Here is a 17,872-nt window from a genome sequence, read left to right as displayed (position 1 = left end):
TATGTTCTCGGTGGTTAAGCGCAACCCTGTGGCGGTGCTGTTGGCGCTGCTGCTGCACTTGGCGCTTGGTTTCTTTCTGCTGTTTGGTATGGAGTGGGACGACAAGCCGCAACGGCCCCGGACCAGCGCCCCGGTGGTGCAGGCGAAGGCGGTGGAGGACCCCGCCAAACTAGCGGCAGCGAAGCAGAAACAGCGCCAGGCGGAGCTGGCGGCGGAGCGCAAAAAGCAGCAGGCAGCGCAGAAGCGCAAGCAGGCGGTGGAGCGCAAAAAACGCCTGGCGCAGGAGCAGAAGCGAAAAGCCGCCGAGAAAAAGCGCAAGGCCGAAGCGAAACGCAAGGTGGCGGCAAAACGTAAAGCTGAGGCAAAACGCAAGGCCGAAGCGGAGGCACAGCGCAAAGCCGAGGCGAAACAAAAGGCGCAGGCAGAGGCAAAGCGCAAGGCTGAGGCCGAGGCAAAGCGTAAAGCTGAAGTGAAACGCAAGGCGGCGGCAGAGGCGAAGCGAAAGGCCGAAGCAAAGCGCAAGGCGGCGGCAGAGGCGAAACGCAAGGCCGAAGCAAAGCGCAAGGCAGAGGCGGCGGCTCAGGTAGCCAGGGAACAGGAGTTGCAGGCGCAACTGGCGGCGGAGCAGAACTCGCGCCAACTCGATCGCTATACGATCGCCATCCGTCAGCAGATCGAGCGCAGCTGGCTGCGGCCACCCAACACTGGTGAAGGGCTCGCCTGCGTGGTGCGGGTGCGGCTGCTGCCCGGCGGTGAGGTGATGCCAGGCAGTGTTCGGGTGCTTCGTTCGAGCGGCAACGGCGCCTTTGATCGCTCGGTGGAGTCGGCGGTCTACAAGGCGAGTCCGTTGCCGGTACCCAGCGGCGGCCTGTTTGAGTCATTCCGGGATCTGCGTTTGGAGTTTGAGCCCGAGGGCTGAAGGCTTCAGGCGTAAAATCAACCAAGACAAACGAAACTTTAGACACAGATGATGAAGCACTTTTTTCTGGTATTTGCCTTATTGATTAGCTTGCCATGGTCCGCCCAGGCGGAGCTGACCATCGAGATCACCGAGGGGGTGGAGGGCGCGCTGCCGGTCGCAGTGGTGCCGTTCGGGCTGATCGGCGGCGGCACGCCACTTGACGAGGATATCTCCGCAGTGATCAGCGCCGATCTGCATCGCAGTGGTCGTTTCAAGGTACTGCCACGGGAGGATCTGCTGGCGCTGCCAAGCAGTGGCGATGAGGTCGAGTTCAAGGATTGGCGTATCCTCGGCGTGGAGAACCTGGTGGTGGGACAGATCCAGCCCAACGGTCCGGGTGGCTACATCGTCCGCTTCCAGCTGTTCGACGTATTCCGTGGCGAGCAGCTGACCGGCTACAGTATCCCCACTACCGCCCCCAATCTGCGCAGCACCGCCCACCATGTGGCGGATCTAATCTATGAGGTGCTGCTTGGGATGAAGGGGGCCTTTGCCACCCGCATCGCCTATATCACCTCCCAACAGGGTGCCAATGGCGAGCAGCAGGTGGCGCTGCGGGTGGCGGATGCGGATGGCCACAATCCAGAGACCATCGTCAGCTCCAGCGAGCCACTGATGTCGCCGGCCTGGTCGCCGGACGGTCGCAAGATCGCCTATGTCTCGTTCGAGAACGGTCGCTCGGCGATCTACATGCAGGAGGTCTACACCGGCCATCGGCGTAAGATCACCGAGTTCAAGGGGATCAACAGCGCCCCGGCCTGGTCACCGGATGGTCGCAAGCTGGCGATGACTCTGTCGAAGGGCGGCAATCCCGACATCTATGTCTTCGACTTCACCACCCGCAAACTGCGCCAGATCACCCGCCACTACGCCATCGACACCGAGCCGGCCTGGTCGCCGGATGGCCGCAGCATCGTCTTTACCTCAGACCGAGGCGGCAAACCGCAGATCTACAAGACCCCATCTTACGGCGGCAAGGCGGAGCGGGTGACCTTTCAGAACAGTTACAATGCCCGCGCCTCCTATGCGCCGGATGGTAAGTCGCTGGCCATGGTGACGCGGGAGAACGGTCAGTATCGTATCGCTACCTTGCAGCTCGACTCTGGTGTGATGCAGGTGTTGAGCCGCGGCTCGCTGGACGAGTCGCCGAGTTTCGCGCCGAACGGCAGCATGATAATTTACGCCTCCAAAAAGGGGCGGCAAGGCGTGCTCTCTGCGGTCTCGGTGGATGGCCGGGTGCATCAGCGGTTGGCGTTGGAGGGGGGAGATCTGCGTGAGCCGGTCTGGTCCCCGTTTATAAAATGACAGCCCGAGCGGACGATGCGAGTCGCGCTTCGAGTTCGATCTTGGCGTTTGCAGAGGCTCGCACCGATGTGGACGAGCTGAATTGATTGGTGGAGGAGATAAAGATGCGGAGTGATTTGATCAAGTGGGCGTTCTCTGTTCTGGCCCTGGTGTTGGTGGCGGGATGCTCATCCACACCGGAGAAAGATGAGTCGGCCAGTGCTGGTGCCGAAGTCAGCGAGCAGTCCACCGGGGCGGGGCGCGCCAGTTACGGCGGTGCATCCACCGCCGCCGCCTCACAAGGCATGGCCTGGAATGGTGATCCGCTCGACAATCCCCAGAGTCTGTTGAGCACCCGGGTGATCTATTTCGATTTCGATCAGAGCCAGGTGCGCAGCGAGTTTCGTGATGTGCTTAGCGCCCATGCCGACTACCTCGCCAGCCATCCTCAGGTGAGCCTGCGACTGGAGGGGCACGCCGACGAGCGTGGCACCCGCGAATACAATCTGGGCTTGGGCGAGCACCGCGCCAATGCGGTGCGTCAGCTGCTGATGGCGGAAGGGGTGGACACCAACCAGTTGATCGTCATCAGCTATGGTGAGGAGCGCCCAGCCAGCTTCGCTAACAATGAAGAGGCCTGGGCACTCAACCGCCGGGTTGAGCTGGTCTACTGATGCGGATAGAGAAGATGAAGAACTTTCGACTAGGGATATTGGCCGGACTGCTCCTCTCGCTGCCGGCTGTGGCGGCTGAAACTGGTCAGCCCCGGGCGGTGCAGGCCCAGCCTGCTCCACTGACGCTGGAGCAGCGATTGGGCCGGCTGGAACGGATCCTGAAGAATCAGAGTCTGGCAGACATCATCATGCAACTGCAGCAGCTGCAGCAGGAAATCCAGCAGATGCGTGGCGAGATGGAGCTACAGAAACACGCCATGGATGCGCTCAATAAACGCCAGCGGGATCTCTATCTTGATATCGACCAGCGTCTCTCCCGGATGCAGACACTGCCGGCACCGCCAGCCAGTCAGCCTCTACCGCAGGCGGTGACGCCGGCTGCGAGCTCCGAGGTTGCAGCGACTTCGGCTGATGCCGCTCAGAGTGGAGAGGCGGGGGCGCAGACACCGCCCGATCCAAAACTGGAGGCGGCCGCCTATCAGCGCGCCTTCAACCTGCTGAAGCAGGGACGTTATCCCGACTCCATCAAAGCCTTCCGCGACTTCCTGCAGCAGTTTCCCGGCGGCAGCTATGGGGATAATGCCCAGTATTGGCTGGGCGAGGCGAGCTATGTCAGCCGCGACTTTGATGCCGCATTGAAAGAGTTCAGCCTGGTGCTGGAGCGCTATCCCAGCAGCAGCAAGCTGCCGGGTGCGCTGTTGAAGAGCGGCTATATCCACTATGAGAAGCACCAGTGGGATGAGGCGAGACGTCTCTTCAATCGTCTGCAGAGCGAATTTTCCGGCTCTACCGAGGCGCGCCTGGCGGCCAAGCGTCTGGAACGTATGGAGCGTGAAGGGCATTGAGTGGCGCCACTGAACTGTGCTGCGGGCCGGTCTAATGGCCCGTCTGCGCATCAGCGAGATCTTTTATTCGCTGCAGGGGGAGAGTCGCACGGCTGGTCTGTCGACGCTCTTTATTCGTCTCACCGGCTGCCCGCTACGTTGTAGCTATTGCGACACTGAATACGCCTTCAGCGGTGGTGAGTGGATGGAGCTGGCGGCGGTGCTGGATCAGGTCGAGCGATCCGCTGCCCGGCGGATCTGTGTCACCGGTGGCGAACCGCTGGCGCAAACTGCCTGCATCGAGTTGCTCGATAGTCTGCTGGAGCAGGGCTGCGAGGTCTCGCTCGAGACCAGCGGCGCGCTCGATATCTCAGCGGTTGACCCGCGGGTCTCGCGGGTGGTGGATCTGAAGACCCCCGGCTCCGGCGAGGAGACGCGTAACCGCTATGCCAATCTCAACCAGCTTACCGCGAACGATCAGCTCAAGTTCGTCATCTGCGATCGGGCAGACTACGATTGGAGCTGTTCGATGCTCGAACAGTATGGCCTGATCGGCCGCTGTGAGCTGCTGTTTTCACCCGCCTTCGGACGCCAGGATCCCGCCCAGCTGGCGGAGTGGATCCTGGCGGATCGGCTCGATGTGCGCTTCCAGCTGCAACTGCACAAGCAGCTATGGGGCGAGGAGGCGGGGCGATGAGCCTAGCCAAACGTGCGGTGGTGCTGCTCTCCGGCGGACTCGACTCCGCCACCGTGCTGGCGATGGCGCGCCAGCAGGGGTTTGAGTGCCACGCCCTGAGCATGCTCTATGGTCAGCGTCATGCGGCGGAACTTGATGCCGCACGGCAAGTGGCACAGGCGTTGGGGGCGGTCGATCACAAACTGATCAATATTGGTCTCGATGATATCGGTGGTTCGGCGCTCACCGACGAGCAGATCGCGGTGCCCAAAACGCCTAGCGAAGGCATCCCCCCCACCTACGTACCGGCGCGCAACACTGTATTCCTCTCCCTTGCGCTGGGCTGGGCGGAGGTGCTCGAGGCCCAGGATATCTTCATCGGCGTCAACGCGGTGGACTACTCTGGCTACCCAGACTGTCGACCTGAGTTCATCGTCGCCTTCGAGCAGCTCGCCAACCTGGCCACCAAGGCGGGGGTGGAGGGACGGCGAATTCATATCCACACTCCGCTGATCGACCTCAGCAAAGGCGAGATCATTCGCCAGGGAATCGGGCTGGGAGTCGACTACGCTCTCACCGTCTCCTGCTACCAGGCCGATGCGCAGGGGCGCGCCTGTGGGGGCTGCGACTCCTGCCGGCTCAGGCTGAAAGGTTTTGAAGAGGCGGGAGTTGCGGATCCGACCCGATATCGCTGATCCATCCTTAGATTTGGCAGTGATTAACTCAGCATCTTGATATGGCAATGCGCATGCCCGTGATTTCAGGGATATCTGACGTGACATGGCAGATGTTGGTATTGCCAGTTACGCCACAAACCCAATCGATATCAACAATCGAATCAACAGTTAGTTACCTCGCTGCATCAAGAATATTTGTCCCAGTCATCACAGTTAGCCGGTCTGTGATGAATTTACCCCGGGCGCCAGGGGCTGAGTGGTACTGTACATGGGTGTCGATTTCTACTTCGAAGGCGCTTTATTTCTTTATTTGGTGTTTTCTGGTGCGTGCACAGCCAAGCCCCACTATTCCTGTAATCATCAAATACAACGCCGATGGTTCAGGTACATAGGCTATTTGTGCATTATCAAATGAGAAGTAGGCAGTGGGATCAGGGTCAGTATCCTGGAACTGAACTGCAACATACATATGCGAGGAGAGAAGATATGTATGATTATCTTGGAGAGGAAAGTGCCACGCAGTATCTGCATACCAAGGAGCACCAATTAACTCGGGTGTAACTAATAGTGGTGCATGAGTCGTTATATCGTATAAGTCCACACCAAACATCATCTCTTGTCATGAGATTGTGGGCCTTACGCCATCGGTTTCAACGTCCAAGAATAGGTCACCGCCGCTCACGTGAAATAGCCAGCTGAGTTCCGTCTCTATAGAACTCCACCCGTCAACGGGTACTGAGCTGCCTGAGCTGTATCCGCCGGTTGTGCTCTCCCAGTAAAATAGGTCGGGAGTGCCAGGGTCCGAAAACATGACGAGTTCACCCCAAGCCATTTGATCCCATGTCTCTGAAACTCCATGTTGGCTTGGAACGTATTCGATATATGCATCAGCGGCACGGAAAGCATTTCCATCTTGATTGAGTGCTGGGCCAAATGCTGGGCCGTGGTATGTAGATGTCGCCTCAGTAAGTAGAGTGGATGTGCCGCTTTCTTCAAACCATGCTTTTGCCTCGATGTCGATAACGTCTCGAATCAATTCTATGGTTGTTGCGTTGGCAAATGGTGTGTAAGGCGCTGCGGTCACTATCAACACTATGAGTGCTGATTTTGCCCAAATCGACTGGTTGCCCGCTTTATTCATCGCCTTGTTCCTGTCAGTGATTTTGAACCCTGAAGAGTTGAATGTTGCGTTTGTGCACTTGGTTGTTCTAAGGGCTTAGGATCTAAGGCGCGCAAATGCCATGCCAAAGGCAGGAACGACATTCATGAAACATAAATTATGTCGAAATTAAAGGAATTGAGTCACGTTTCCGGTCTTTGTATTAAAAGAAAGCTCAAGTGAGCAGCCAAACTGTGACGCGACACTATTTATGTCGTTTTTCAGATGAGCGTATTGGCTGGATAGCGGTGAATGATCGATGTGTAAAAAATCTCGACACTACTGCTGTTGAGGCTTCTCTAGTATTGGCCACAAATTCAACAGAAAATGCCTGGAATCTTTCGTGGTTTGTTGAGAATGCTTGTCCCATCAATGGCTTAGATTCCTTCTGTGTACCACAGAATAGAGTGTAAGAAATTTCGACACTCGTGTTGCTGGGTGTAGTTTGCCATGGTTTTAATTTAGATCTGGGCCACGCCGGTAACTGCTTCGGTAAGGAATTTCTGTCCCTATTCCATTCTTTTTCATCCATGTAGAATCCCCCGGCTTATGAAAAATTGATGAGGGGTGCCGCGACGCCCCATTTTTGAAGGCTGAGGAGGATTCGATGGATGTCACAACACAGGTGATTTTGATGGGGGGCGGGATCGCCTTTGTGCTGGGGGTGGTCGCATCGAAGACCAACTTCTGCACCATGGGCGCGGTCTCCGACTGGGTCAACATGGGCGATACCAATCGCATGCGCGCCTGGTTTCTCGCCATGCTGGTGGGCATAGTTGGGGTGATGGTCCTGGAGGGCAGTGGCTTGGTTGGGTTTGATCAGACGCGGCCGCTCTATCGCAGCAGCAACCTCAGTTGGGCAGAGTACCTGGTGGGTGGCCTGATGTTTGGGATCGGTATGACCCTGGCGAGTGGTTGTGGTAACAAAAACCTGATCCGCATCGGCGGTGGCAATATCAAATCGGTTTTTGTGCTGCTGATCGCTGGCACCATGGCCTACTTCATGACTCATACTCTCCATGCGGAGACTGATAACACCCTCTACTCAGTTCTGTTCTACCCTTGGACCGATCCGCTGGCCATCGCGTTGCCGTCGAATCAGGATCTGGGCAGTCTGGCGGCGCTGCTGGTGGGCGGTGATGCGGCCAGTCTGCGGTTGCTGATTGGCGGGCTGCTGGCGGTGCTGTTGGCGTTCCAGATCTTCCGCTCCGCCCAGTTCCGCGGCCATCTCGAACACGTCGTCAGTGGCGTGCTGGTGGGTCTGTGTGTGCTGGCGGCCTGGTATGTGACCGGCGGCATGGTGTTCGGCGATGAGGGCACCTGGGTCGAAGCTACCGAGTGGCTGGAGGGGGACGAACGGCCGGTGGGGATCGGCGTGCAGGCCTTTACCTTTATCAATCCGATGGGTGAGACCCTGGCCTATCTGACCGACCCGAACAACAGTCTGCTGATCACCTTTGGCGTCGCTGCGCTGGTTGGGGTGATCCTTGGCAGCCTGAGCTATGCGCTGGTTAGCCGCAGCTTCCGTATTGAATGGTTCCACGATTGGCGCGACTTTTTCAATCACGCGATTGGTGCGGTGCTGATGGGTGTGGGCGGCGTGCTGGCGGTGGGTTGCACCATCGGCCAAGGTGTCACCGGGATATCGACCCTGGCGCTGGGCTCAATGCTGGCGCTGGCCTCGATCATCCTGGGCAGTGCGCTCACCATGAAGGTGCAGTATTACAAGCTGGTCTACGAAGAGGAGGCGAGCTTTTTTCCCGCCCTGCTGACCGGGCTGGTGGATCTGAAACTGCTGCCAGAACAGCTGCGCAAGCTGGAGGCGGTCTGATTCAATTGCGACCGTCGCTGGCGCTTCAACCAGCGGCGGTCGTTTAGATTTGGGTTGGCAGGATCAGCCCTTCAGCTTGGCCACTACCCGTTCCAGCTTTGCTTTTGCTTCTTCGGCCACGCTCTTGGCCGCATCGGATTCAGCAAGTCCCAAGACCGCCACTGGGTCCATGAAGCTGACCACCACCTGGCCGGTTTCGCTCTCGCGCATGATGAAGTTGCAGGGCAGCAGGGTGCCGGCATTGGGTTCTTCTGAGATGATCCGGTCGGCCAGTTTAGGATTGCAGGCACCAAAGATACGATAGTTGGGGATCGCCTTGTCGATCTTTGCCTTGAGGATCGCCTGCACATCTACCTCGCTGACGATGCCGAGATGCTCCTCCATCAGGGTTGCCTTGACCCGTTCCACTGCCTCATCGAAGGGCAGATCAAGTTCTGTGTGAAATTCGTACATAAAGCCTCCGTTGTTTGGGTGCGCAGAAGATAGCTTTCATGATGGCTGTAGACAACGAGGATTATCAATGGAGGTATGCCAACGCCCTTGTAGAAAAAGGGGGAACTCCGGGGGGGAAGCTGCTCAGTAGTCGCTGGAGAACTGCTCCCGACACTGCAGCAGCAGGCTGCGGTAGGTGCTGATCAGATTTCGTTCCAGCTCGGAGCTGGCTGGAGTGAGCCGAGTTATCGCCTGTTCATAGTGGGCGACCTGTTCGATGGGAGGCATCTCACATGGGTGGATGAGCTTATGCTCCTGTTGCTGCAGTAAAATTGCTGTTGAAGCGGTCATCTTCCCTGTTCCTAAATGTGCTGGTGTAAAGATTTGACGGGGCGCGTATTGTGAGCTGCATCACACTAGCGGACAAGTGGAAATCAGCTTGATGTGGGAAGATTATTTGCACAACAAGATCCACGCATCTCCTTGATAATCAGTCTATTGACCCAATTCAAAGATTTCTGAGCAGATTTCCCCTTTTATGGTTCCGCGCACTAGAGAGGTTCGCCGTGTCTGAATCGATGCAACGTCTGCTCGAACTCATGGCCAGACTGCGGGATCCGGAGACTGGCTGTCCCTGGGATCGAAAGCAGAGCTTCGCAACCATTGCGCCCTACACCATCGAAGAGGCCTACGAGGTGGCCGATGCGATTCAGCGCGACGATCTCGAGGATCTCCGGGAGGAGCTGGGGGATCTGCTGTTTCAGGTGGTATTCCACGCCAGGATGGCGGAGGAGGCGGGGCAGTTCGATTTCGAGGCAGTGGTGGCAGGAATCGTGGAGAAGATGGTGCGTCGGCACCCCCACGTATTTGCCGATCAAACCCCGGCCAATGAAGCAGAACTGCGTCACGCCTGGGAGCAGCAGAAACTGCATGAGCGTCGCGCCAAGGCGGGTGATGCGGGGCACCGGGTGCTGGATGGGGTAGCCCAGGCGCTGCCGGCCCTGATGCGCGCGGAGAAGCTGCAGAAGCGGGCGGCCAAGATCGGCTTTGACTGGCCGGAGATCGGGGCTGTTGCCGACAAACTGCGGGAGGAACTGGGCGAGGTGGAGGCGGTGATTGCGGCTGATCAAGCGCAGCAGCGGGAGGAGGAGATCGGTGACCTACTGTTCAGCTGTGTTAATCTTGCTCGCCATGCCGGGGTGGACGCCGAGAGTGCCCTGCGCAGCGCCAACCCAAATTTGAACGCCGTTTTGCCCACATGGAGCGTCTGCTTCGGCAACAGGGTGGTGATATCCACGCCACCGGCATCGACACCCTAGATCCGCTCTGGGAACGGGTGAAAGCGGAGGAGCGCAACAGGCGCAACACTGAGGAGAATCAGGAATGAGCCAGTCCGCAATGGGCTATCTGCGGCACATCTATAATTGCAACACCTGGAATCCAGCCAACTTCACCCCTTTTTGTATCGCTGGAGAGCAGGTCGGACGTCTAAAGCAACCGTTGGTCGAGGCGCTTGGTCAGTGGCCAGAGCGGTTTCGCATCAGCCGGGAGCAGGTCGAGCTGATCGACGAGCGGGACGACTTCGACTACCGCACCGCGCAGTTGGGCGAGGTGGTGGATGCACTGGTCGAACAGGGTGTGATCACCCATCAGCACGGTGAACGCTACCCGGTGACCGCAGCTGAGCGGCAGCACGCCTTTGCCACCATCGATCGTACCTCGGCCCCCTATTTTGGCCTGCGCGCCTATGGCCAGCACCTCAACGGTTATGTGCGTGACAGCGAAGGGCTTAAGATGTGGATCGCGCGCCGTGCCGCCGATCGGCGGGTGTTTCCCGACAAGCTCGACAACATGGTGGCGGGAGGTCTGCCGCATCAGTTGAGTCTGCAGGAGAACCTGCAGAAAGAGTGTGCCGAAGAGGCATCGATCCCGCCGCAGCTTGCCAGCCGGGCGGTGCCAGTCAGCGCCCTGAGCTACTGTCGGGAGACCGAGACCGGACTCAAGCCTGATACCATCTACTGTTACGATCTGGAACTGCCCGCCGATTTTGTGCCGGAGAATAGTGATGGCGAGGTGGCGGCCTTCTACTTGATGCCGGTGGAGGAGGTGATCGGGCTGGTGCGGGAGACCGACGAGTTCAAGCTCAACTGCAATCTGGTGATTATCGACTTCCTGATCCGGCACGGGATTATGCATCCGGAGGAGCCGGACTATCTGGAGATAATCGAGGGTTTGCATGAAAAACTGTGAGCCGGAGTGCAGTTTGCCGCAGCGAATTGGCATCATCGGATCTGCCCTTGCTTCCCGGATTTGTCCGGGTTAATAAAGAGGGTGGAACGCGAGAGGCAGAAAGAGGGTCAAACCCCTCATTATCTTTCTAGAACCACTAACTACAGCGCGTGTGTGTTATCGGATGAAATCAATTAAAATTTTCCTGCTGCTTGTTATCGGACTTGTGCTGGTCAGCGGCCAGAGCCTGGCTGAGAAGCGGACGGTTCCACTCTCTGAGTTGATACCCTCGCGTAACCACCAGCAGGCGACGGTGGTGATCCTCAAGGTGATCGACAAATACCACTACAAGAAAGCCCCGCTGAATGACGAGATGTCGAGCAAGATCCTTGATCGTTATCTCGATTCTCTCGACCCCAATCGCTCCTTTTTTCTCGCCTCGGATATCAATCACTTCTCCACCTACGAGAAGAAACTCGACAACTATCTGCTCAACGCTCGTTTGGAGCCGGCCTTTTTGATCTTTCGCAGCTACCGCAAACGCGTTAGCGATGCGGTGGCCTACGCTATCGATCTGCTCGACAAGGGCTTCGATTTCGAACGCGATGAGGAGTATCGGTTTGACCGATCCGAGGCCTCCTGGGCCCAAACCCGTACCGAATGGCGCGAGATCTGGCGCCAGCGGGTGAAGAACGATGTGCTCAATCTGCGCATGACCGGCAAGCCTGAGGAGAAGATCAAACAGACCCTGCGTGAGCGTTATCAGGGGCTGGAGCGGCGCATCAGCCAGTTTGATGCAGATGATGTGTTTCAGACCTTTATCAACTCCTATACCCTGAGCATCGAACCCCACACCAGCTATATGTCGCCCAGCACCTCGGAGAACTTCGACATCAGCATGCGCCTCTCCCTAGAGGGCATAGGCGCGGTGCTGCGCTCCGACAACGAGTACACCGTGATCCAGAAGACCGTGCTCGGCGGACCTGCCAAACTGAGCGGCCAGCTGAAGGCGGGGGATCGCATCCTCGGCGTGGGGCAGGGTGTGGATGGTGAGTTGCAGGATATCGTCGGCTGGCGCCTGCAGGATGTAGTCGAGCAGATCCGGGGTCCGAAAGGCTCGGTGGTGCGCCTGCGCATCCTGCCGAAGGGTGAAAGCTCGGACGGCAAATCGAAACTGGTTACTCTGGTGCGCAACAAAATAAAGTTGGAGGATCAGGCCGCCAAGAGTTCCATCATCGAGAAGCTCGATGGCATGAAGGATCTGCGTATCGGCGTTATCGAGATCCCCACCTTCTACCGTGACTTTGCCGCCGAGAGCCGCGGTGAAAAAGATTTCAGAAGCACCACCCGGGATGTGCGCCGGCTGCTGGCCGAGCTGAAGCAGCAGCAGGTCGATGGGGTGGTGATTGATCTGCGGCAGAACGGTGGTGGTTCCCTGAGCGAAGCCACCGAGCTGACTGGCGTCTTTATCGACACCGGCCCGGTGGTGCAGATCAGAGATGCCTTCGGCAAGGTGGAGGTGGAGCGCGACCCCGACAGCGACATCGCCTACCGGGGGCCGCTGGCGGTGCTGGTGGATCGCAACAGCGCCTCCGCCTCGGAGATATTCGCCGGTGCCATCCAGGATTATCAACGCGGCATCGTGGTCGGTGAACCGACCTTTGGCAAAGGCACGGTGCAGACGCTGGTGGAACTGACCCGGTTTGTGCCCGGTGATGACACCGATCTGGGCCGGTTGCGGCTCACCATGGCGCAGTTCTTCCGCATCAACGGCAGCAGCACCCAACATCGGGGGGTGGTGCCAGACATACTCTATCCCACCGCGCAATACTCCTCGGAGCATGGTGAGCGTTCCCTCGACAACGCTCTGCCCTGGGCCAGCATCAAGGCTGCGCAATACGCCTCCAAAGGGGTTAACGCCGTCTCCCACCTGTTGAATCGCCACCAGCAGCGAGTGGGTGCAGACCCGGGCTTCGTGATGCTGGTAGAGCAGGAGAAGCGCTTCAAGAAGGCCGATCAGCGCACCGAGGTGACGCTGCTGGAGGTGCAGCGCCGCAGAGAGTGGGATCAGCGTGAGAAGGCGCGCATGGATTACAAGAACCGCTTCCGTCTCTCGCTTGGTCTGAAGCAGATCGAGACCGACCGCAAGGCCGATGACGAGGAACTACTCCAGGATGACGAGGATCCGGAGGTGAAAGCGACCAACCAGATCCAGGTCAACGAAGCGGCTAGGATTCTGGCCGACTCCATTCTCTATCAGCCTCCCCGTGCAGTGATGCGCTGATGCGGCGTCATTAACCCCGTAAAATATCAGTGTTGCTGGTCACGGTGCGGGCTATAATCGCCCCCTTTTTCAAGGGAGTGTCTGAATGAATCTGGACGCGCACATCGTCCAGATTCATTCAGAGGCATCCAAGGGCAGCCGCTATTTTGTTATCCCGCCTCGAAGAGCGACTGAAAAAGATCGAGCAGAACCAGCTTGGCATCCTGCTGGGTCAGGGCCTGATCGGCCTGGAGAAGGAGAGCCTGCGGGTCACGCCCGCAGGCGGTATCGCCCAGAGTGCCCATCCGGAGGCGCTGGGCGCGCCATTGACCCACCCCTACATCACCACCGACTATTCCGAAGCGCTGACTGAGTTCATCACCCCGCCACTGCAGCAGCGCGATGCGGTGCTCGAGTTCCTGCGGGATGCGCAGAAGTTTGTCTACGACCGGCTGGAGGGGGATGAGATCCTCTGGGCGACCAGCATGCCCTGCGTGGTGGAGGGCGGCTGCACTATCCCCATTGCCCGTTACGGCAGCTCCAATGCGGGGCTGATGAAGACGGTCTACCGGCGTGGCCTGGGTCACCGCTATGGCCGCGTGATGCAGGTGATTGCCGGGGTTCACTTCAACTACTCGCTGCCGGAGGCGTTCTGGCCCGGTTATCAGACGTTGGAGGGCGGTAAGGGGGATTTGCAAGGTTTCATCTCCGAAGCCTACTTTGGCCTGATCCGCAACCTGCAGCGTTTTGGCTGGTTGGTGCCCTACCTGTTTGGTGCCTCGCCGGCGATCTGCAAGTCGTTCCTCGGCGGGCGCCCCAGCAGTCTCAAGTCATTCGATGAATTTACCTACTACCAGCCCTACGCCACTTCCCTGCGGATGGGGGATATCGGTTATCAGAACAGCAAGGAGCAGGGCACCGGTGTGAAGGTCTGTTACGACTGTCTCGATGCCTATCTGGAGACCCTGGGGCGTGCCGTCGAGACCCCCTGCCCGATCTATCAGACGATCGGGGTGGAGGTGGATGGGCGCTATGAGCAGCTCAATGCCAACATCCTGCAGATTGAGAACGAATACTACAGCACGGTGCGGCCGAAGCAGATCCCCGACGGTATGGAGAAGCCGATTCTCGCCCTGCGGCGGCGTGGGGTGCGCTATATCGAGTTGCGTTCATTGGATGTGAATGCCTTCGACCCATTGGGGATCGACCAGCCGCAGATTCGTTTTCTTGAGGCCTTCCTGCTGCTCTGTCTGCTGCTGGAGAGCCCTGCGATCAACGTCTTCGAGCAGAAAGAGATCGACCGCAACGAGGGTGCTGCCGCGCATCGCGGGCGCGATCCACGGCTGTTTCTGCAGCGTAACGGGCGGGAGATCCGCCTGCGCGACTGGGCACTGGAGATCTTCGATGCGATGCTGCCGATCTGTGAGCTGCTCGATGCCGACAGCGCTGATCAGCCCTATCAGCAGGCCCTGTCAAGTCTGCGCGAGCGGGTCATCGACCCCAACCTGACCCCTTCTGCGCAGATGCTGGCGCAGATGCGCGAGCAGGGTGAACCCTTCTTTGGCTTTGCTCAGCGCATGTCGCAGCAGCACAACGACTATTTCAGACAGCAGCGCCTCTCTGCTGAGCGGGAGGCACTGTTCCGGCAAGCGGCCGCCACCTCCTGGCAGCGTCAGCGGGAGATCGAAGCCCAGCCGCAAGCCCCGTTCGGTCAGTATCTGGCCGATTACTTTATCCAGTGAGGTCATCTCCACCAGGACTGCGGTACGAGACTAAATTGGTGTTATGCTTCCCCGTTTCAGGCAGCGGAACCTATTCGATTCCCCTTGCCAGTCAGCAACAGATTTCGGCAAGCGAGAGCCATGAGCGAGAGAGATTCAGACGACTGGGCATTTGCCACCCGCGCGATCCGTACCGGCCATCAGCGCACCATGGAGGGGGAGCACGGCGAGCCGATCTTCACTACCTCCAGTTTTGTCTTTGACAGCGCCCGGGAGGCGGCGGCTCGCTTCAGCGGCGACCAGGCCGGCAACATCTACGCCCGCTTTACCAACCCCACCGTGCGCATCTTCGAGCAGCGTCTGGCCGATCTCGAGGGGGGCGAATCCTGTGTCGCCACCGCCTCCGGCATGTCGGCAATCCTGGCGACCTGCATGGGGCTGCTGCAGGCGGGGGATCATATCGTCTCCTCGCGCAGCATCTTTGGTTCAACCACCATCCTCTTCAATAAGTATCTGACCCGCTTTGGCATTGAGGTCAGTTATGTGGATCTGGTCGATATGCCCGCCTGGGAGGCGGCGATCCGCCCCGAGACCCGCATGCTGTTTATCGAGACCCCCTCCAATCCGCTCACCGAGGTGGCGGATATCCGCCTGCTGGCTGATCTGGCACATGCCCATGACGCCCTGCTGGTGGTGGACAATTGCTTCTGCACCCCGGCGCTGCAGCGTCCGCTGGAGCTGGGGGCGGATGTTGTCGTCCATTCGGCGACCAAGTTCCTGGATGGTCAGGGGCGCTGCATCGGTGGCGCGGTGGTGGGTGACGCCAACATTGTGGGTGAAGAGGTCTACGGTGTGTTGCGTACCGCCGGCCCGACCATGAGCCCGTTCAACGCCTGGGTCTTCCTCAAGGGGCTAGAGACCCTGGACCTGCGCATGCAGGCTCACTCGCGCAATGCCTTGGCGCTGGCCGAGTGGCTCGAGGCCCAGCCGCAGGTGGCGCGGGTCTATTATCCGGGGTTGGCTTCGCATCCGCAGCATGCACTGGCCTCACGCCAGCAGAGCGCCGCCGGCGGCATTGTCGCGTTTGATGTGAAGGGGGGGCAGCAGGCCGCCTGGGGCGTGGTCGATGCCACCGAGCTGCTCTCGATCACCGCCAACCTCGGCGATGTGAAGAGCACCATCACCCATCCCGCCACCACCACCCATGGTCGCCTCAGCCCGGAAGAACGCCAGGCCGCTGGCATCGGTGAGGGTTTTCTGCGCATCGCGGTGGGGCTGGAGAGCGTAGATGATATCTGCGCCGATCTGGCGCGGGGGCTGGAGCGGCTCTGAGGCGGATGGAGGAGCGTCTCGAGAAACTCAGGGCGAAATGGGACGAGCGCCACGCCGCCCCGGAGAAACCCGTGCACGTTGCCGAGGTGCTGAGTAAAAACCTTCACCTGCTGCCTGCGACAGGGGATGCCCTGGAGTTGGCCTGCGGGCTGGGAGGTAACGCCTTGGCGCTGGCTCGGGCGGGACTGCGGGTCACCGCCTGGGACCTCTCCCCGGTGGCGATCAAACAGCTGAATACCGCGGCTGGCGCCGAAGGCCTGTCGCTCAGCGCTCAAGTGCGGGATATTGAGAGCGAGGCGCCAGCACCGGCCAGCTACGATGTGATTGTCGCCAGCTATTTTCTCGATCGCAGCCTGATCCCCGGTTGGATCGAGGCGCTGCGGCCCGGCGGGCTAATCTTCTTCCAGACTTTTAGCCAGACCCGCCTCACCAGTCGAGGTCCCAACGATCCGGCCTTCCGTCTGGCAGACAACGAACTGCTGAGTCTCTTCTCATCGCTCAGGTTGCGCTTCTACCGGGAGGAGGGCGAGCTGGGGGATGTGACAAAAGGGAGCCGGGACCTGGCGATGCTGGTAGGGCAGAAGCCCTAGCCGGAAGGTTGCTTGTGTAGGAGTGCTGCTTGTAGCGCGAACAGTCATCCAGAAGTGTAGGATCAGTGGCGATCGTCAGGTGTTACGGCGACCGCACCGCAAGCGGTGCTCCTACATTCTATCTCTGACTCAGACTCCGCCGGGCGCTGGCTAGCGCGGCGGTCAGCAGACCCACCCCTGCCAGATACTTCAGCCAGTCGGGCAGCCACTCCTGTTCGCCGGCGACAGTGGCATCGACCACCCACCCCATATCCTCGAGCAGCACATCCAGCGCCACTCCCATCAGCAGGCTGCTGGCTGCGATCCCCAGTAGATAGGCCAGCAGCACTTGGCGCCCCATCTCCTTGCCGATTACCCCCATGGTGGCGAGGTTGGTAGCGGGGCCGGCGAGCAGGAACACCAGCACCGCGCCCGGCGAGAGCCCGGCGGCGAGCATCGCCGCCGCCAGTGGGGTGGAAGCGGTGGCGCAGATATACATAGGGATCCCCACCACCAGCATCAGCAGCATGGTCAGCGCTCCGCTGCCGACCTCGGCCAAGGCGGTTGGTGGGATGAAGGTCATCACCAGCGCGGCCAGGATCAGGCCAGCCGCCAACCACAGCAGGATGTCGTCGAGCATATCGACAAAAGCGTAGTGCAGGCTGCTGAGCAGCGGCTGCTGCTGGTTGGTAGGTTTGCTGCAGCAGTCACTGTTGCTGCAGCAGTTGCCGGTTGCTACGGCCACCGGCAGCGTGGACGGGAGAGGGGGCGTCTTGGGGATCAGCGAGGTCAACAGGCCGGTGGTAATGGCGCTGAACAGGGCCGCCAGCGGGCGGGCGACGGCCATGATTGGCCCGAGCAGGGCATAGGAGAGGGCGATGGAGTCGGGGCCGGTCTCCGGGGTGGCGATCATAAAGGAGACGGTGGCGCTGTTGGAGGCCCCGGCGCGGCGCAGCCCAAGCGCGGCGGGCAGCACACCGCAGGAGCAGAGCGGCAGCGGGGTGCCGATCAGGGCCGCCTTGAGAGTCGGTGCCAGGCGCCCCTGGCCGAGCTGGCGCTGCAGCAGGTCCGCTGGCATCCAGGCCTTAAGCAGCCCGGCGAACAGCAGCCCGATCACCAGCCAGAAGGCGGCATCGAGATAGATTGCCATCAGGTTGTGCAGAAAGGCCATGGTGATGCAGCTCTTGGGGGTATGTCGAGTCCGAAGATTGCGATGGGGCGGGCGTTATTCTACCTCCTA

The 17,872-nt window shown here is 59.5% G+C and carries 18 protein-coding genes; 13 read left to right on the top strand and 5 right to left on the bottom strand.

Annotation, left to right across the window (positions count from 1 at the left end):
- Window position 1: 1 nt before the first annotated feature.
- From tolA to queC, 6 genes are all read left to right on the top strand, one after another.
- Window positions 2-919, top strand: a complete 918-nt coding sequence (gene tolA, locus L0Y14_RS10255) for a cell envelope integrity protein TolA (protein ID WP_251859186.1) — start codon at window positions 2-4, stop codon at window positions 917-919.
- Window positions 920-967: 48 nt separating this feature from the next.
- Window positions 968-2,266, top strand: coding sequence for a Tol-Pal system beta propeller repeat protein TolB (gene tolB / locus L0Y14_RS10250; protein ID WP_006475523.1), 1,299 nt, complete (start codon window positions 968-970; stop codon window positions 2,264-2,266).
- A gap of 104 nt (window positions 2,267-2,370) precedes the next feature.
- Window positions 2,371-2,919, top strand: a complete 549-nt coding sequence (gene pal, locus L0Y14_RS10245; RefSeq protein ID WP_006475524.1) for a peptidoglycan-associated lipoprotein Pal — start codon at window positions 2,371-2,373, stop codon at window positions 2,917-2,919.
- A 14-nt stretch (window positions 2,920-2,933) separates the two neighbouring features.
- Window positions 2,934-3,764: a tol-pal system protein YbgF gene (ybgF, locus tag L0Y14_RS10240; protein WP_040819970.1), complete on the top strand. Its 831-nt coding sequence runs from the start codon at window positions 2,934-2,936 to the stop codon at window positions 3,762-3,764.
- A 34-nt stretch (window positions 3,765-3,798) separates the two neighbouring features.
- Window positions 3,799-4,440, top strand: coding sequence for a 7-carboxy-7-deazaguanine synthase QueE (gene queE, locus L0Y14_RS10235; protein WP_006475526.1), 642 nt, complete (start codon window positions 3,799-3,801; stop codon window positions 4,438-4,440).
- Window positions 4,437-5,114, top strand: a complete 678-nt coding sequence (queC, locus tag L0Y14_RS10230; RefSeq protein ID WP_006475527.1) for a 7-cyano-7-deazaguanine synthase QueC — start codon at window positions 4,437-4,439, stop codon at window positions 5,112-5,114. The genes queE and queC overlap by 4 nt, the downstream gene beginning before the upstream one ends.
- Window positions 5,115-5,394: 280 nt before the next feature.
- Here queC and L0Y14_RS10225 read toward each other — a convergent pair whose 3' ends face one another.
- On the bottom strand, window positions 5,395-5,709 hold the full coding sequence (locus tag L0Y14_RS10225) for a PEP-CTERM sorting domain-containing protein (RefSeq protein ID WP_083825180.1): 315 nt from the start codon (window positions 5,707-5,709) through the stop codon (window positions 5,395-5,397).
- A gap of 6 nt (window positions 5,710-5,715) precedes the next feature.
- Window positions 5,716-6,237 (bottom strand): hypothetical protein, encoded by a 522-nt coding sequence (locus tag L0Y14_RS10220; protein ID WP_040819961.1) that lies wholly within the window; start codon window positions 6,235-6,237, stop codon window positions 5,716-5,718.
- 625 nt (window positions 6,238-6,862) lie between these two features.
- On the opposite strand from L0Y14_RS10220, the gene L0Y14_RS10215 reads away from it, so the two are divergent.
- Window positions 6,863-8,086 carry a YeeE/YedE family protein gene (locus tag L0Y14_RS10215; RefSeq protein WP_006475528.1) on the top strand — a complete coding sequence of 408 codons (1,224 nt, stop codon included), beginning with the start codon at window positions 6,863-6,865 and terminating at the stop codon, window positions 8,084-8,086.
- Window positions 8,087-8,149: 63 nt separating this feature from the next.
- On the opposite strand, the gene L0Y14_RS10210 is transcribed toward L0Y14_RS10215, so the two are convergent.
- Complete coding sequence (locus L0Y14_RS10210) at window positions 8,150-8,539, bottom strand: DUF302 domain-containing protein (protein ID WP_006475529.1); 390 nt, start codon at window positions 8,537-8,539, stop codon at window positions 8,150-8,152.
- A 123-nt stretch (window positions 8,540-8,662) separates the two neighbouring features.
- On the bottom strand, window positions 8,663-8,869 hold the full coding sequence (locus L0Y14_RS10205) for a hypothetical protein (protein WP_138921908.1): 207 nt from the start codon (window positions 8,867-8,869) through the stop codon (window positions 8,663-8,665).
- Window positions 8,870-9,084: 215 nt separating this feature from the next.
- On the opposite strand from L0Y14_RS10205, the gene mazG reads away from it, so the two are divergent.
- The 6 genes from mazG to L0Y14_RS10175 all read left to right on the top strand — a co-directional run bounded on the left by mazG (window position 9,085) and on the right by L0Y14_RS10175 (window position 16,653).
- Window positions 9,085-9,837: a nucleoside triphosphate pyrophosphohydrolase gene (gene mazG, locus L0Y14_RS10200; protein WP_006475531.1), complete on the top strand. Its 753-nt coding sequence runs from the start codon at window positions 9,085-9,087 to the stop codon at window positions 9,835-9,837.
- Between the two features lie 64 nt (window positions 9,838-9,901).
- The gene (locus L0Y14_RS10195; RefSeq protein WP_005966413.1) at window positions 9,902-10,768 is read left to right on the top strand and encodes an NUDIX hydrolase; all 867 of its coding nucleotides are present in this window, start codon (window positions 9,902-9,904) and stop codon (window positions 10,766-10,768) included.
- Window positions 10,769-10,931: 163 nt separating this feature from the next.
- The gene (locus tag L0Y14_RS10190) at window positions 10,932-13,031 is read left to right on the top strand and encodes a carboxy terminal-processing peptidase (protein ID WP_006475532.1); all 2,100 of its coding nucleotides are present in this window, start codon (window positions 10,932-10,934) and stop codon (window positions 13,029-13,031) included.
- Between the two features lie 146 nt (window positions 13,032-13,177).
- Window positions 13,178-14,752: a glutamate--cysteine ligase gene (gshA, locus tag L0Y14_RS10185; protein WP_006475533.1), complete on the top strand. Its 1,575-nt coding sequence runs from the start codon at window positions 13,178-13,180 to the stop codon at window positions 14,750-14,752.
- A gap of 120 nt (window positions 14,753-14,872) precedes the next feature.
- Window positions 14,873-16,063 (top strand): O-succinylhomoserine sulfhydrylase, encoded by a 1,191-nt coding sequence (locus L0Y14_RS10180; protein ID WP_006475534.1) that lies wholly within the window; start codon window positions 14,873-14,875, stop codon window positions 16,061-16,063.
- A gap of 5 nt (window positions 16,064-16,068) precedes the next feature.
- The gene (locus L0Y14_RS10175; RefSeq protein WP_005961369.1) at window positions 16,069-16,653 is read left to right on the top strand and encodes a class I SAM-dependent methyltransferase; all 585 of its coding nucleotides are present in this window, start codon (window positions 16,069-16,071) and stop codon (window positions 16,651-16,653) included.
- Between the two features lie 118 nt (window positions 16,654-16,771).
- On the opposite strand, the gene L0Y14_RS10170 is transcribed toward L0Y14_RS10175, so the two are convergent.
- On the bottom strand, window positions 16,772-17,803 hold the full coding sequence (locus L0Y14_RS10170) for an SO_0444 family Cu/Zn efflux transporter (protein WP_006475535.1): 1,032 nt from the start codon (window positions 17,801-17,803) through the stop codon (window positions 16,772-16,774).
- Window positions 17,804-17,872: the final 69 nt, after the last annotated feature.

It is taken from the genome of Candidatus Endoriftia persephonae (assembly GCF_023733635.1).
GTDB lineage: Bacteria > Pseudomonadota > Gammaproteobacteria > Chromatiales > Chromatiaceae > Endoriftia > Endoriftia persephonae.
The sequence above is the reverse complement of the archived record's forward strand: the minus strand, read 5'-3'. Positions and strand labels throughout refer to the sequence as shown.

Excerpts from the sequence above, each read along its gene's own strand:
- L0Y14_RS10225 (WP_083825180.1), bottom strand. The coding sequence starts at position 5,709 with ATGATGTTTGGTGTGGACTTATACGATATAACGACTCATGCACCACTA.
- L0Y14_RS10215 (WP_006475528.1), top strand. The coding sequence starts at position 6,863 with ATGGATGTCACAACACAGGTGATTTTGATGGGGGGCGGGATCGCCTTT.
- L0Y14_RS10210 (WP_006475529.1), bottom strand. The coding sequence starts at position 8,539 with ATGTACGAATTTCACACAGAACTTGATCTGCCCTTCGATGAGGCAGTG.
- queC (WP_006475527.1), top strand. The coding sequence starts at position 4,437 with ATGAGCCTAGCCAAACGTGCGGTGGTGCTGCTCTCCGGCGGACTCGAC.
- L0Y14_RS10170 (WP_006475535.1), bottom strand. The coding sequence starts at position 17,803 with ATGGCCTTTCTGCACAACCTGATGGCAATCTATCTCGATGCCGCCTTC.
- L0Y14_RS10220 (WP_040819961.1), bottom strand. The coding sequence starts at position 6,237 with ATGAATAAAGCGGGCAACCAGTCGATTTGGGCAAAATCAGCACTCATA.
- tolA (WP_251859186.1), top strand. The coding sequence starts at position 2 with ATGTTCTCGGTGGTTAAGCGCAACCCTGTGGCGGTGCTGTTGGCGCTG.
- L0Y14_RS10205 (WP_138921908.1), bottom strand. The coding sequence starts at position 8,869 with ATGACCGCTTCAACAGCAATTTTACTGCAGCAACAGGAGCATAAGCTC.
- L0Y14_RS10190 (WP_006475532.1), top strand. The coding sequence starts at position 10,932 with ATGAAATCAATTAAAATTTTCCTGCTGCTTGTTATCGGACTTGTGCTG.
- L0Y14_RS10175 (WP_005961369.1), top strand. The coding sequence starts at position 16,069 with ATGGAGGAGCGTCTCGAGAAACTCAGGGCGAAATGGGACGAGCGCCAC.
- ybgF (WP_040819970.1), top strand. The coding sequence starts at position 2,934 with ATGAAGAACTTTCGACTAGGGATATTGGCCGGACTGCTCCTCTCGCTG.
- tolB (WP_006475523.1), top strand. The coding sequence starts at position 968 with ATGATGAAGCACTTTTTTCTGGTATTTGCCTTATTGATTAGCTTGCCA.
- queE (WP_006475526.1), top strand. The coding sequence starts at position 3,799 with ATGGCCCGTCTGCGCATCAGCGAGATCTTTTATTCGCTGCAGGGGGAG.
- L0Y14_RS10180 (WP_006475534.1), top strand. The coding sequence starts at position 14,873 with ATGAGCGAGAGAGATTCAGACGACTGGGCATTTGCCACCCGCGCGATC.
- L0Y14_RS10195 (WP_005966413.1), top strand. The coding sequence starts at position 9,902 with ATGAGCCAGTCCGCAATGGGCTATCTGCGGCACATCTATAATTGCAAC.
- pal (WP_006475524.1), top strand. The coding sequence starts at position 2,371 with ATGCGGAGTGATTTGATCAAGTGGGCGTTCTCTGTTCTGGCCCTGGTG.